Here is a 13,276-nt window from a genome sequence, read left to right on the forward strand (position 1 = left end):
AGGAGTCGGATCATAGCACCGGGGGAACGGCATAACCACGCAACAACTGTGTGGGATAGAGGTTCCAGAGCGGTTTGGAATAATCAGCCAGAGACGATCAACTGTATGGCCACGCTGAACATCATCGTTGCCACCAGCACATCCAGTATCCGCCAGGTACTCGGCCGGGCCAGCCACGGTGCCAGCCATGCCGCACCGATTGCCAGTGTGAAGAACCACAGCAACGAGGCACTGGCCGCTCCCACGACATAGGCGCCAGGCACGCTTTGCTGGGCTCCGAGGGAACCGATCAGCAACACGGTGTCGAGATAGACGTGGGGGTTGAGCAGGGTCACCGCCAACGCACTGAGCAGCACCGCCCGTAACGAGCGCACGACCTGTTTTTCATCTTGTTGCAGGCTTTGTTTCGAACAGGCCCGACGCAACGCCAGGCTGCCATACCAGAGCAGGAACCCGGCGCCGCCCCAGCGGGCTATTGAAAGCAGCAACGGGCTTTGGGCCAGCAGTGTCGCCAGCCCGAACACCCCGGCGGCCACCAGCAACGCATCGCAAGTTACACACAGGGCGGCGACCGGCAAGTGATGTTCGCGGCGCAGGCTTTGCGCCAGCACGAAGGCGTTCTGAGCGCCGATGGCCATGATCAGCCCGAGGGCCACCAGTAGTCCGTTCATGTAGCTTTGCCACATAAATTACTCCCCGAGTAGGTATGAATGCGGGTGTCATTCTCTGGTGCAAAGCGGTATAAGAAAAACCAATATTGCTGATTGCTCATTAGGAAAACTGATGTTCGATTACAAATTGCTTTCCGCTCTGGCGGCGGTTGTCGAACAGGCCGGATTCGAGCGTGCCGCCCAAGTGCTGGGTTTGTCGCAGTCGGCGATTTCCCAGCGGATCAAACTGCTGGAGGCGCGGGTCGGCCAGCCGGTGCTGGTGCGCGTCACGCCGCCGGCACCGACCGAAATCGGTCGCCGCTTGCTCAACCATGTGCAGCAGGTGCGGCTGTTGGAGCGCGACCTGCAAAGCCTGGTGCCAGCGCTGGATGAGGAGGGGCTGCCTGAGCGCCTGCGGATCGCCTTGAATGCCGACAGCCTGGCCACTTGGTGGGCGGTAGCCGTTGGGGATTTCTGCGCCGAACATCATCTGTTGCTCGACTTGGTGGTGGAAGACCAGACCGTCGGCCTCAAACGCATGCGTGCCGGTGAGGTGGCGGCGTGCGTCTGCGCCAGTGAACGTCCGGTGGCTGGTGCTCGTAGTGTGTTGTTGGGGGCCATGCGCTACCGGGCGTTGGCCAGCCCGGCGTTCATCGCCAGGCATTTCCCCGATGGGGTGCGCGCCGATCAACTGGCGCGCACGCCGGCGCTGGTGTTCGGCCCGGATGATTTCCTGCAGCATCGCTACCTTGCTTCCCTGGGGGTCGAAGGCGGTTTCGAACATCATCTCTGCCCGTCGTCCGAAGGTTTCATTCGGCTCGCCGAAGCGGGGCTTGGCTGGGGACTGGTGCCTGAGTTGCAAATGCGTGAGCAACTGGAGCGGGGCGAGTTGGTGGAATTGCTGGCAGATAAACCGATCGATGTGCCGTTGTACTGGCATCATTGGCGCAATGGTGGGCAGTTACTGGGTTTGTTGACTGAACGATTGATCAAGGCGGCAAGCAGCAAGCTCCAAGCGGTAAGTTGAAAGCGATTGGCTTGAAGCTTGTAGCTTGAAGCTCGAATCTGATTTTAGGAGTCTTCATGAAAATTCTGGTTACCGGCGCAAGTGGCTTCATTGGCGGGCGCTTTGCGCGTTTCGCTCTGGAGCAGGGCCTGGATGTGCGGGTCAACGGTCGCCGGGCCGAGAGCGTTGAGCACCTGGTGCGTCGCGGGGCGCAGTTCATTCAGGGGGATCTGAGTGACCCGTTGCTGGCTCGCGACCTGTGCCTTGATGTTGACAGCGTCGTGCATTGCGCCGGTTCCGTGGGGCTTTGGGGCCGCTATCAGGATTTTCACCAGGGCAACGTCCAGGTCACGGAAAATATTGTCGAGGCCTGCCTCAAGCAGAAGGTCCGGCGTCTGGTTCATCTGTCATCGCCGTCTATTTACTTCGACGGCCGGGACCATCTGGACCTGACCGAAGAACAGGTGCCCAAACGCTTCAAACATCCCTACGCCGCCACCAAATACCTGGCTGAACAGAAAGTCTTCGGGGCCCAGGAGTTCGGTCTCGAAGTACTGGCTCTGCGCCCGCGCTTTGTCACCGGCGCCGGCGACATGAGCATTTTTCCCCGGCTGTTGAAAATGCAACGCAAGGGCCGCTTGGCCATTGTCGGCAACGGGTTGAACAAGGTGGATTTCACCAGCGTGCAGAATCTCAACGAAGCGCTGCTCAGCAGTCTTTTGGCCGGCGAATCGGCCCTTGGCAAGGCTTACAACATCAGCAACGGCACGCCGGTGCCGTTGTGGGATGTGGTCAATTATGTGATGCGACAGATGGAAGTCCCACAGGTCCGGCGTTATCGTTCCTACCGGCTGGCCTACAGCGTCGCCGCCCTGAATGAAGGTTTTTGCACGTTATGGCCGGGCCGTCCCGAACCGACGTTGTCGCGCCTGGGCATGCAGGTCATGAACAAGAATTTCACCCTGGACATCAGCCGGGCCCGGCATTATCTGGATTACGATCCACAGGTCAGCCTGTGGACCGCTCTTGATGAGTTCTGCGCCTGGTGGAAAGCCCAGGATGCCCGCTGATCGCCCCGTCATGAACCGAGTGCCAGGTTCGGGGTCAATCGGTGCGGCGGGCGAGGGGGTTATACTCGCTGCATCAAGCCAACACCGGTTTCCCAAAGGTTGAACCCAATGCCCATGCGTAACGATTCCAACGACGACTTCGATGATATACCGAGCTTGCGGATGCGGGCCGACATTCCCGATGACGATGACTTTCTGCCTGAGCGCGAACGCCCGCCCCACGTGCAAGCGCGCCCGGCACCCGTTGCGGCGGCCAAGGTCAAGGGGGCCAGTACCGGGCCACTGTGGGCACTGGTCGGTGCGCTGTTGTGTGCGCTTGCCTTCCTGGCGTGGTGGAGCTTCCAGCAGATTTCCTTGATGGAACAGCAACTGGTGGCCACCCAGGAAAGTTTCGCCCGTATCAGTGAAGATGCGGCGGGACGCTTGCAGGACATTTCCGGCAAGGTGGTAGCCGGTCAGTCCAGTGTCATGAGCGACAGTGAAGCCTTGAAGTTGCAGATCAAACAGCTGGAAGGCAAGCTTCAGGAGCAGGGCAAGCAATTCGAAAGCAAGCTGCAGGAGCAGTACAAACAACAGATGGTCGCGTTCGGTCCGTCCGCCGACCTGGACAAGGAGCTGGCCCAGATCATTGCCCAGACCACTGAGCAGCAGAACGCCAGCACTCAGTTGCAAGCTTCCAACAAGGAACTCCAGGATCAGGTCAAAGCGCTGGCGGCTGAAGTTTCCGCCCTGAAAAACCAGGGCGAGGATGGTGCTCTCGATGCCCGGCTCAAGAGCATCGGTGCCGACATCACCGCCCTGAAACGCGCCACTTCCAACTCTGCCATCGAGCGTCTGGAGCAGGACGTGATCGTGCTCAAGAGCCAGCAGGACAACGGGGGCAACAACACCGCCGAGTTCGACGCCTTCCGCGGCCAGGTCACCCGCAATATCAACACGCTGCAAGCGCAGATCCGCAACCTGCAGCAGCAACTTGGCAGCCGAGCTCAGTGACGAGGCTGTAGTCGCGAGCGGTGGGTCAGTCAGTTTGCATCAATGGCTGATGTGCCACCGCCATCGCGAGCAGGCTCGCTCCCACATCGTGAGTCGTGCGCTTGCAAAGTGTTCAGCCGCTGCAAACCGGTGGGCTTGCCGATCCTTGCGGTGATCGGCAAGTGGGACCAGACAAATGCACAAAAAAAGGCCCGCATCGCTGCGGGCCTTTTGTTGAGTAACGGCGGCAATTCAGCCCGCCACCAACACCCGTATGGCCTCCAGGCGCAGCGCCGCCTTCTCAAGCATCGCCAGACCTTGCTCACGCTGTTGGCGCAGAGCCACCAGTTCGCTGTCGCGTACCGTCGGGTTGACCGCTTGCAGGGCGGTCAGGCGCGCCAGTTCTTCGTCGGTATCGGCTGCCAGGCGACGCTGGGCTTCGGCCACGCGTTCGGCGTGACGCGGGGCGATCTTCTCTTCACCGGCGTTGATCCGTGGCGAGAGCTGGTCACGCTGGGCCTGGATGAACTTGTTGGCGCTGGCCCGAGGCACGCTTTCCAATTGATCGTTCAAAGTCTCGAACGAGACTCGGGCGGCGAGGTCGTTGCCGTTGGCGTCCAGCAGGCAGCGCAGGGCGGCCGGCGGCAGGTAACGGCCCAGTTGCAGGGAGCGCGGGGCAACCACTTCACTGACATAGAGCAGTTCCAGCAACACGGTGCCGGGCTTGAGGGCCTTGTTCTTGATCAGCGCTACGGCGGTATTGCCCATGGAGCCGGACAGCACCAGGTCCATGCCGCCTTGCACCATCGGGTGCTCCCAGGTAATGAACTGCATGTCTTCGCGAGACAGCGCCTGGTTGCGGTCGTAGGTGATGGTCACGCCTTCGTCGTCGCCCAGCGGGAAGCTGGCGTCGAGCATTTTTTCGCTCGGCTTGAGGATCAGCGCGTTGTCCGAATGGTCCTCGCTGTCGATGCCGAACGCATCGAACAGGGTTTCCATGTAGATCGGCAGGGCGAACTGGTCGTCTTGTTCGAGAATGGCCTCTACCAAGGCATCGCCTTCACCCGCGCCGCCAGAGTTGAGCTCCAGCAGACGGTCGCGACCGGTGTGCAGCTCGGCCTCCAAGCGTTCGCGTTCGGTGCGGGCTTCGTCGATCAAGGCTTGCCACTGGCCGTCATCGGCTTCTTCCAGCAATGGCAGCAGGCGCGGGCCGAACTGATGCTGCAAGGCGTTGCCGGTCGGACAGGTATTGAGGAACGCGTTCAGGGCCTCGTGATACCACTGGAACAGCCGCGCTTGCGGGCTGGTTTCCAGGTACGGCGCATGCAGCTCGATGGTGTGCTTCTGGCCGATCCGGTCCAGACGGCCAATACGCTGTTCCAGCAGGTCCGGGTGCGAGGGCAGGTCGAACAGCACCAAATGGTGGGCGAACTGGAAGTTGCGGCCTTCGCTGCCGATTTCCGAGCAGATCAGCACCTGGGCGCCGAACTCTTCGTCGGCGAAATAAGCCGCCGCACGGTCGCGCTCCAGGATGTTCATGCCTTCATGGAACACCGTGGCCGGGATGCCGGAACGTACGCGCAGGGCATCTTCCAGGTCCATGGCGGTTTCGGCGTGGGCGCAGATCACCAGCACTTTGGTGCGCTTGAGCATCTTCAGGGTGTCGATCAGCCACTCGACCCGTGGGTCGAAACGCCACCAGCGCTGTTCTTCGTTGGCGTCCGGCTGAGCCTGGAAGCTGACTTCCGGGTACAGCTCGGCGTGATCACCCAACGGCAGCTCGAGGTATTCGTCCGGGCACGGCAGCGGGTAGGCGTGCAGTTTGCGCTCCGGGAAACCCTGTACGGCGGCGCGCGTATTGCGAAACAGCACGCGGCCGGTGCCGTGGCGGTCCAGCAGTTCGCGGACCAGGCGGGCGCTGGCTTCTACATCGCCATCATTGACGGCGGTCAGCAGCGCTTCGCCCTCGTTACCCAGGAAGCCGTGAATGGTCTTGTGCGCCTCGGGTGAGAGACGGCCCTTGTCCAGCAGCTCCTGCACGGCCTCGGCCACCGGGCGATAATTCTCGCTCTCGGCGCGGAAGGCCTTGAGGTCATGGAAGCGGTTCGGGTCCAGCAGGCGCAGGCGGGCGAAGTGGCTGTCCTGGCCCAGCTGTTCCGGGGTCGCGGTCAGCAGCAGTACGCCGGGAATCGTTTCGGCAAGCTGTTCGACCAGAGCGTAATGCGGGCTGACCTGATCTTCGTGCCAGACCAGGTGATGGGCTTCGTCGACCACCATCAGGTCCCAGCCGGCGGCAAACAGCGCGTCCTGGGCCTTCTCATCGTCCACCAGCCACTCCAGCGCCACCAGGGCCAGTTGGGTGTCTTCGAACGGGTTGCTGGCATCGCTTTCGATGAAGCGTTCTTCGTCGAACAAGGCGACCTGCAGGTTGAAACGCCGGCGCATTTCCACCAGCCACTGATGCTGAAGGTTTTCCGGTACCAGGATCAGCACGCGGCTGGCGCGGCCGGAGAGCAGTTGGCGGTGGATGATCAGGCCGGCTTCGATGGTCTTGCCCAGGCCCACTTCGTCTGCCAGCAATACCCGTGGCGCGATGCGGTCGGCCACTTCACGGGCGATGTGCAATTGGTGGGCGATGGGCTGGGCACGTACGCCACCCAGGCCCCAGAGCGGCGACTGCAACTGGCGGCTGGTGTGTTCCAGGGTGTGGTAGCGCAGGGAAAACCATGCCAGCGGGTCAATCTGGCCGGCGAACAGACGGTCACTGGCCAGGCGGAACTGGATAAAGTTCGACAGCTGGGTTTCCGGCAGGGTGACAACCTCGTTCTGCCCATTGAGGCCGTGGTAGACCAGCAGTCCATCGACATCGTCGACTTCGCGCACGGTCATTTTCCAGCCTTCGAAGTGAGTGATCACATCGCCCGGCGAAAACCGCACGCGGGTGAGGGGCGCATTCCGTAGCGCGTACTGGCGAGTGTCGCCAGTGGCCGGATAGAGCACGGTCAACAAGCGGCCGTCCTGTGCCAGAACGGTGCCTAAACCCAGCTCGGCTTCGCTGTCACTGATCCAGCGTTGCCCCGGTTGATACTGCTGCGCCATGCTGCCTGACTCCCGCCTTGAAAAAGCCGGTTATCTTAACGGAATGATCCCTCAGACCAAAGGATTTACGTAGACATCGGGTCGCCATGGGCATTGATTACTTACCGGCGGTGCGGAACTTAAGTGTGCTGGGTGATCAAACAAGCTCGGCCCGGCCTATTGTGATAATGCCAACCGGGTCACAAGTTTCAGACCAGCGGTTCAAGCTGTTCCTCGCTCAGCCGACAACCTGAAGACAGGAGACCTTTATGTTGCCACCCATGCTCCCTTTGAGCGCCGTACCCATCACCGCTCAACAGGATCCGGTCCGCCAGCGACCGGACATACCGCCCGTGGTCCCGGTGCAGCAAAGCTCCAACGAAAGCACCATCGACCTGAAGAATCGCGACCCTGAGGAGGCTGCTCTGTTGCTGCGCGAGGAGCAACAGCGCCAGCAGGAACGCAACAAGCGCCGCCGCGAAGCCGACGAAGATCCCGAAGCGCACCTGGCCGTACCGGGCACTGAACTGAACGCCGATAACACCGTGCCTGTGGTGCCGTTGGTGGAAGGGGAAGAGCGTCAGGGCTTGTGGGTCGATATCCAGGTCTGATCCAGGCTTTTGTCGACGCATGCAGGCTGGTCAACCCGCTCGACAGCCTTCATCATGAGAGCATCCGCAGTTCACCGTACGATGCCGACACGCCATGAGCCAAGACGACAAACTGATCGACCTCAGTGCTGAGCGCGCCAAGCGCGTTCACGACCTCAACGAAAAACGCCTTAACGAAGTCCGCCAGGCTTTTGAGCAAGCCATGCCATTGGGCAAAGCCCAGAAAAAACCGAAGAAAAAACCCAAAAAGCGCTGACTCCCCCCTCTATCCATTGATACAGATCAGTTATTTCCCTTCCTTTTCGCCGCGTCGCGAGCGTTATTGACCCCGGTCAATTTTCATCCAGGCCTGATTGGTTAACTTGCACCCATCGCAACAGGGGCAAGACCAGGAGGCCAGTCATGTTTTTCGATAATGTGGTGTTTGCCGGAGTGTTGACCGTCGGCCTCATGTTCGTGTTTTTCGCCGGCTTCGGATTATTCATCTGGAAAGATGCACACAAGCGCAAAAAGCCGTAGGTCTTTCCAGCTACAACGAGCACGCAAGGCATTTTGGGCGACTTCGGTCGCCCTTTTTTTTTGAGCAGATTTCCCCTGTTCCACACAAGCCCATTGTGGGAGCGAGCTTGCTCGCGATAGCGGTATGTCTGTAGATACATGTGTTGACTGACCCGGCGCCATCGCGAGCAAGCTCGCTCCCACAGTAGTCAGGTGTCCGGGCATAAAAAAAGGTGCGATCCGCCAGGACCGCACCTTTTTTATTAGCCGCTGATATCAGCTGCCGATGGCCTTGGACGCCAGCCAGAACAGCGCGGCCGAGAGGGCCACTGTCGCCGGCAGGGTCAGTACCCAGGCCAGCAGGATGGTCCGTACCGTGCCACCTTGCAGACCGCTCTTGTTGGCGACCATGGTGCCCGCCACGCCGGACGACAGTACGTGGGTGGTGGAAACCGGCAGGCTGAAGATGTTCGCCGCACCGATCATGCACGCCGTGGTGATTTGCGCCGACATACCTTGAGCGTAGGTCATGCCTTGCTTGCCGATCTTCTCACCGATGGTCAGCACCACACGCTTCCAGCCGACCATGGTGCCCAGGCCCAGGGCCAGGGCGACTGCCAGAATCACCCAGAACGGGGCGTATTCGGTGGTGGCGGTCAGGTCCTTGCGCAGCTTGTTCAGGTCGTCTTTTTCCCGAGCTGCCAGGCCTGGCAGCTTGCCAACCTTCTTCGCCGTGTCATCCAGGCAGAGCAGGTAGCGGCGAACCTCGATGCGGCTTTCCGACGGCAGCGATTGGTAATCCGCCACGCCTTTGAGGGTGTCGAGCAGCGCCGCAATGGTGGGCTCGGTCTGCTGCGGGTTGCAGCGGAATTTCTCTGGCAGATCGCCCTTCACGCTTTTGCCCAGCGCCAGATATTCACCCAGCGATTCGCTGTTGCGCTGGTAGAACTGGCTCAGGTGCAACGTCGCGTCGCGGGTACGTTCGATCTGGTAGGTGGTGCTGTTCAGGTCAAGCACGAACTGCGCCGGTACGATACCGATCAGCACCAGCATGATCAGGCCGATGCCTTTCTGGCCATCGTTGGAGCCGTGGACGAAGCTGACGGCCATGGCTGAAATGACCAGCACCAGGCGATTCCAGAACGGGGGGTGTTTCTTGTCATCGATCTTGCGGCGCTGTTCCGGCGTCTTGTGCATCTTCGACAGCGGACGCCACCACTTCAGACTGATCAATACCAGTGCGGCAATCAGGAAGCCCGCCATGGGCGAGAACACCAGGGAGGCACCGATATCGATTGCCTTTTGCCAGTTCACTCCGTCGGCCAACGGGATATCGTTGATCAGCGCGTTGGCCAGGCCCACGCCGAGGATCGAACCAATCAGCGTGTGGGAGCTGGAGGCTGGGATACCGAAATACCAGGTGCCCAGGTTCCAGGTGATGGCCGCTGCGAGCAGCGAAAACACCATGGCCAGCCCGTGTCCGGTGTTCACATTGATCAGCAGCTCTACCGGCAGCAGGTGAACGATGGCATACGCCACGCCCACACCGCCCAGCAGCACGCCGAGGAAGTTGAACACACCGGAAAAGAACACCGCCAGATGAGGCGGCATGGCTTTGGTGTAGATAACAGTGGCCACCGCGTTTGCGGTGTCATGAAAGCCGTTGATGAACTCGAAGGCGAGGACAAAGGCCAGGGCGAGCAAGAGGCTCACAAGCACCCAAGCATCCAGTCCGCTAAATAAATCGATCATGAAGGTTTTCTGACCCGGTCGTAAGGGGGCGCGATTATGCCAGAAAACCTCGGTAATCGATGCATTGCCTGCTCATCGGTAACATTCTTCAACGAAATAATTTGCAGGCACCCCTTCGAACCCTGGCTTTTAGCGGGTTGCGCAACCCATTGATTCGGGAACGGAAAACGCGCCAGGCAAGGGGCCGCTCGTCGTTGTAAGAGCCTTAAGCGGTTGTGCGAAAAATCCGAAAAGAAGGTAAGCCAGGGCCATTCCTCGACCGTTGTCGGGGAAATGGCGGCCCGCTCATGGCGGGCGTCCGGTACGGGGCCGGCCAGGGTGTCGGCCGGATACCGCTTCACAAGAACATCAAGCGCTGAGCATTACCGCTCTTCCGCTTTGAGTTCCTGTTCCATTTTCTGAAGTTCCTGGGTAAAGGCCTGGTCCTGAACGGTGGCGCGTTTACGCCAGGGTTTGCGTTCCGGTTCAGGTTGCGCGGCGTAGGTGGTGATTTCCCCGCCGTAAACTTCCTTGTAACGTTGTTCCTGGCGCTCAAGTTCCGCGCGCAGTTCGTCTTTCGTCACAGTATTACCTAATGGATTGAATTGGATCTGGTGATACGCACTGCATGTAGACATGCAGACGGCCACGGCACCAGAGCTGACAGCTGACGTAGCATCAGGAGTTTCGTATACCGCCGATACGGGGAAGCGCCATCCGGGTGCTTCGGGCACCGGCTGCCGGCACCACGCAGGATAGAAACCTGCAATGCCTGCGGACGGGAGCGGTCGATTGCCGCACCGTCACTGTGGTGCATTATAGCGGGCTGCCCGAAGAACACTATCGGGAAAAGTTAAAAGAATCTGTTGTTGTGTGAATCAATATTTGTATGTGCAACTTGTGGCAATTAGGTTTCAGGCAATGCCAGACAATGTCGCTATCCACTCTGCTGGCGCGAACTACGTTCAATACTCGTGTCGTCTTACTTATTTATCAACCCTTCACACAGAAGCAAGAGGGGGGTAGGGTGCCTTGATTGCGATTATCGGTTGATGGTTCGATAATCGAACGGTGCTGACAGCCAGCCCTTGTCTGCTCAGCGGGCAGCCGCTTGTAATAGCCGCCATTCCCCGGGAAGGACCAGATATGAACGACCAATTGCGCAACGCCTTTGCTTCTGTAGCGCCACCCATCGTTGCTTCGCCGGCCAAGCGCATCCAGGCCCTGACCGGTGACCCGGACTTCATGACGTCCCTGGCCCGAGGGTTGGCCGTGGTCCAGGCGTTCCAGGAGCGCAAGCGGCACTTGACCATCGCTCAGATCAGCCACCGCACGGAAATTCCCCGCGCCGCCGTCAGACGTTGCCTGCATACCTTGATCAAACTCGGCTACGCCACCACCGACGGACGAACCTATTCGCTGCTGCCCAAAGTATTGACCCTGGGCCATGCCTATCTGTCATCGACGCCTCTGGCCGTGTCCGCGCAGCCGTATCTGGATCGCATGAGCGAACAGTTGCATGAGGCCTGTAATATGGCGACGCTTGAAGGCGACGACATTCTTTATATCGCCCGTTCGGCCACCACCCAGCGGCTGATATCCGTGGACCTGTCCGTCGGTGGACGTCTGCCGGCCTATTGCACCTCGATGGGCAGGATTCTTCTGGCGGCACTGGACGACGCTTCCCTGCGTGATTACCTCGACCATGCCGACCTGCAGGCCAAGACCAGCCGGACCCTGCACACTCCCCAGGCTTTGCTGGAGTGTTTGCAAGAGGTGCGGCAGCAGGGATGGTGCATCGTCGATCAGGAACTGGAGCAGGGGCTGCGCTCGATTGCCGTGCCAGTCTACGACGCCTCCGGCCAGGTGGTGGCGGCGCTGAATGTCAGTACCCATGCCGGGCGGGTCAGCCGCAATGAACTGGAACAGCGCTTCCTGCCGGGGCTGTTGGGAGCCAGCCGCGACTTGAGCGCGCAACTGTTCACTTAAGCTGTTCGATAAACGCACAGAGTCGCCTCTGACGAATTGACGGTATTTGCCTCGGATCATTAATGTCGCGGCAGCGTCATCCGACGTGATCGAGCCTGGCTCGACCGATGGATGGCGGCCCAACAATAATGAGAGGCACACCTGCCATGTATACCTTCCTCGGCCTTCACCTTGACGATCGATCGACCTGTCTGTCCCGGATCGCCCGCTAACCAACACCTTTTTTGCAGCCTTGCGGTTTATTTGCCGGGCCTCTGTTCGCCTGCGTTTTCTTGCGTGGAATAAAAACAAGATGAACCAACCCCAGACCTCCGTAGGCAATTGCCTCGACGTGCAGTCCTTCATCAACGCTCAACCCATCTCGCGCTATCAATGGCGGGTAGTGATTCTGTGCTTTCTGATTGTTTTTCTCGACGGCCTCGACACTGCGGCCATGGGCTTCATCGCTCCGGCGCTCTCCCAGGACTGGGGCATTGATCGGGCCAGCCTCGGTCCGGTCATGAGTGCGGCGCTGATCGGCATGGTCTTCGGTGCTCTTGGTTCCGGTCCGTTGGCAGACCGTTTCGGCCGAAAAGTTGTGCTGGTAGGCGCGGTCGTGCTGTTCGGCGCGTTCAGCCTGGCATCGGCTTACAGCACCAACATCGATCAATTGCTGGTGCTGCGCTTTCTGACCGGCCTGGGGTTGGGCGCCGGTATGCCGAACGCCACTACCTTGCTGTCGGAATACACCCCGGAGCGTAAAAAGTCGTTGCTGGTGACCAGCATGTTCTGCGGCTTCAACCTGGGAATGGCCGGTGGCGGGTTTATCTCGGCCAAGTTGATACCGGCGTTCGGTTGGCACAGTCTGCTGCTGATCGGCGGGATCCTGCCGTTGATCCTGGCGGTGGTGCTGGTGTTCTGGTTGCCGGAGTCGGCACGTTATCTGGTGGTGCGCAATCGCGGCACGGACAAGGTGCGCAAGACCCTGGCCCCGATCGATCCGCACACCGTCGCCCAGGCGGCGAGTTTCAGTGTGCCGGAACAAAAAATCGTTAAAGCCCGCAACGTGCTGGCGGTGATTTTCTCCGGCACCTACAGCGCCGGGACGCTCTTGTTGTGGCTGACCTATTTCATGGGGCTGGTAATTGTTTACCTGCTGACCAGTTGGTTGCCGACGCTGATGCGCGACAGCGGCGCGAGCATGGAGCAGGCGGCGTTTATCGGGGCGTTGTTCCAGTTCGGCGGCGTATTGAGCGCGGTTGGGGTGGGTTGGGCGATGGATCGGTTCAATCCGCACAAGGTCATCGGCATTTTCTACTTGATGGCCGGGATATTCGCCTACGCGGTAGGGCAGAGTCTGGGCAACATTACCTTGCTTGCCACGTTGGTGCTGGTGGCCGGCATGTGCGTCAACGGCGCGCAATCGGCGATGCCGTCGCTGGCGGCGCGGTTCTATCCGACCCAAGGCCGGGCCACCGGAGTCTCATGGATGCTGGGCATCGGCCGGTTCGGCGCGATCCTCGGCGCCTGGATGGGCGCGACATTGTTGGGCCTGGGCTGGAACTTCGAACAGGTCCTGACCGCCCTGGTCATTCCAGCGGCCCTGGCGACTGCGGCGGTGGTGATCAAGGGCATGGTCAGTCATGCGGATGCGACGTGAGCCAATGATCTGAACCTTGCGACAGACCGGTG

Annotated in this window: 12 protein-coding genes; 8 read left to right on the forward strand and 4 right to left on the reverse strand. The window is 60.2% G+C overall.

Features of this window, described 5'->3' with window-relative positions:
* Positions 1-83: 83 nt before the first annotated feature.
* Entirely contained in the window at positions 84-686 is a 603-nt protein-coding gene (locus GKKCFE_RS05060; RefSeq protein WP_047228325.1) for a LysE/ArgO family amino acid transporter, read from the reverse strand.
* A gap of 97 nt (positions 687-783) precedes the next feature.
* On the opposite strand from GKKCFE_RS05060, the gene GKKCFE_RS05065 reads away from it, so the two are divergent.
* From GKKCFE_RS05065 to GKKCFE_RS05075, 3 genes are all read left to right on the forward strand, one after another.
* Positions 784-1,677, forward strand: a complete 894-nt coding sequence (locus tag GKKCFE_RS05065; RefSeq protein ID WP_047228324.1) for a LysR family transcriptional regulator ArgP — start codon at positions 784-786, stop codon at positions 1,675-1,677.
* Positions 1,678-1,733: 56 nt separating this feature from the next.
* Positions 1,734-2,726, forward strand: coding sequence for an NAD-dependent epimerase/dehydratase family protein (locus tag GKKCFE_RS05070; protein WP_139050964.1), 993 nt, complete (start codon positions 1,734-1,736; stop codon positions 2,724-2,726).
* Positions 2,727-2,834: 108 nt separating this feature from the next.
* A complete protein-coding gene (locus tag GKKCFE_RS05075; RefSeq protein ID WP_445577552.1) occupies positions 2,835-3,719 on the forward strand; it encodes an ATPase in 885 nt (294 codons plus the stop codon).
* A gap of 231 nt (positions 3,720-3,950) precedes the next feature.
* On the opposite strand, the gene rapA is transcribed toward GKKCFE_RS05075, so the two are convergent.
* Entirely contained in the window at positions 3,951-6,797 is a 2,847-nt protein-coding gene (gene rapA, locus GKKCFE_RS05080) for an RNA polymerase-associated protein RapA (RefSeq protein ID WP_047228321.1), read from the reverse strand.
* Between the two features lie 248 nt (positions 6,798-7,045).
* Here rapA and GKKCFE_RS05085 point away from each other — a divergent pair, with 248 nt between their 5' ends.
* The 3 genes from GKKCFE_RS05085 (at position 7,046) to ccoM (ending at position 7,906) form a co-directional block, all read left to right on the forward strand.
* Positions 7,046-7,387 (forward strand): hypothetical protein, encoded by a 342-nt coding sequence (locus GKKCFE_RS05085; RefSeq protein ID WP_047228320.1) that lies wholly within the window; start codon positions 7,046-7,048, stop codon positions 7,385-7,387.
* Between the two features lie 94 nt (positions 7,388-7,481).
* Positions 7,482-7,643: a hypothetical protein gene (locus GKKCFE_RS05090; RefSeq protein WP_171061412.1), complete on the forward strand. Its 162-nt coding sequence runs from the start codon at positions 7,482-7,484 to the stop codon at positions 7,641-7,643.
* 146 nt (positions 7,644-7,789) lie between these two features.
* Entirely contained in the window at positions 7,790-7,906 is a 117-nt protein-coding gene (ccoM, locus tag GKKCFE_RS05095; protein ID WP_025212288.1) for a cytochrome c oxidase subunit CcoM, read from the forward strand.
* Positions 7,907-8,161: 255 nt separating this feature from the next.
* Here the strand turns inward: ccoM and GKKCFE_RS05100 are convergent, their stop codons facing one another.
* Both GKKCFE_RS05100 and GKKCFE_RS05105 read right to left on the reverse strand, forming a co-directional pair.
* Positions 8,162-9,637 (reverse strand): inorganic phosphate transporter, encoded by a 1,476-nt coding sequence (locus tag GKKCFE_RS05100; RefSeq protein WP_047228319.1) that lies wholly within the window; start codon positions 9,635-9,637, stop codon positions 8,162-8,164.
* Between the two features lie 362 nt (positions 9,638-9,999).
* Complete coding sequence (locus tag GKKCFE_RS05105; protein WP_047228318.1) at positions 10,000-10,200, reverse strand: hypothetical protein; 201 nt, start codon at positions 10,198-10,200, stop codon at positions 10,000-10,002.
* A 562-nt stretch (positions 10,201-10,762) separates the two neighbouring features.
* Here GKKCFE_RS05105 and pcaR point away from each other — a divergent pair.
* Positions 10,763-11,605 carry a pca regulon transcriptional regulator PcaR gene (gene pcaR, locus GKKCFE_RS05110; RefSeq protein ID WP_092397150.1) on the forward strand — a complete coding sequence of 281 codons (843 nt, stop codon included), beginning with the start codon at positions 10,763-10,765 and terminating at the stop codon, positions 11,603-11,605.
* 292 nt (positions 11,606-11,897) lie between these two features.
* Complete coding sequence (locus GKKCFE_RS05115) at positions 11,898-13,244, forward strand: MFS transporter (protein ID WP_047228316.1); 1,347 nt, start codon at positions 11,898-11,900, stop codon at positions 13,242-13,244.
* Positions 13,245-13,276: the final 32 nt, after the last annotated feature.

Source organism: Pseudomonas sp. E141, from assembly GCF_052659885.1.

Bases quoted from the DNA above. Each gene is read 5' to 3' on its own strand.
- GKKCFE_RS05060 (WP_047228325.1), bottom strand. From the start codon at position 686: ATGTGGCAAAGCTACATGAACGGACTACTGGTGGCCCTCGGGCTGATC.
- GKKCFE_RS05065 (WP_047228324.1), top strand. From the start codon at position 784: ATGTTCGATTACAAATTGCTTTCCGCTCTGGCGGCGGTTGTCGAACAG.
- GKKCFE_RS05070 (WP_139050964.1), top strand. From the start codon at position 1,734: ATGAAAATTCTGGTTACCGGCGCAAGTGGCTTCATTGGCGGGCGCTTT.
- GKKCFE_RS05075 (WP_445577552.1), top strand. From the start codon at position 2,835: ATGCCCATGCGTAACGATTCCAACGACGACTTCGATGATATACCGAGC.
- rapA (WP_047228321.1), bottom strand. From the start codon at position 6,797: ATGGCGCAGCAGTATCAACCGGGGCAACGCTGGATCAGTGACAGCGAA.
- GKKCFE_RS05085 (WP_047228320.1), top strand. From the start codon at position 7,046: ATGTTGCCACCCATGCTCCCTTTGAGCGCCGTACCCATCACCGCTCAA.
- GKKCFE_RS05090 (WP_171061412.1), top strand. From the start codon at position 7,482: ATGAGCCAAGACGACAAACTGATCGACCTCAGTGCTGAGCGCGCCAAG.
- ccoM (WP_025212288.1), top strand. From the start codon at position 7,790: ATGTTTTTCGATAATGTGGTGTTTGCCGGAGTGTTGACCGTCGGCCTC.
- GKKCFE_RS05100 (WP_047228319.1), bottom strand. From the start codon at position 9,637: ATGATCGATTTATTTAGCGGACTGGATGCTTGGGTGCTTGTGAGCCTC.
- pcaR (WP_092397150.1), top strand. From the start codon at position 10,763: ATGAACGACCAATTGCGCAACGCCTTTGCTTCTGTAGCGCCACCCATC.
- GKKCFE_RS05115 (WP_047228316.1), top strand. From the start codon at position 11,898: ATGAACCAACCCCAGACCTCCGTAGGCAATTGCCTCGACGTGCAGTCC.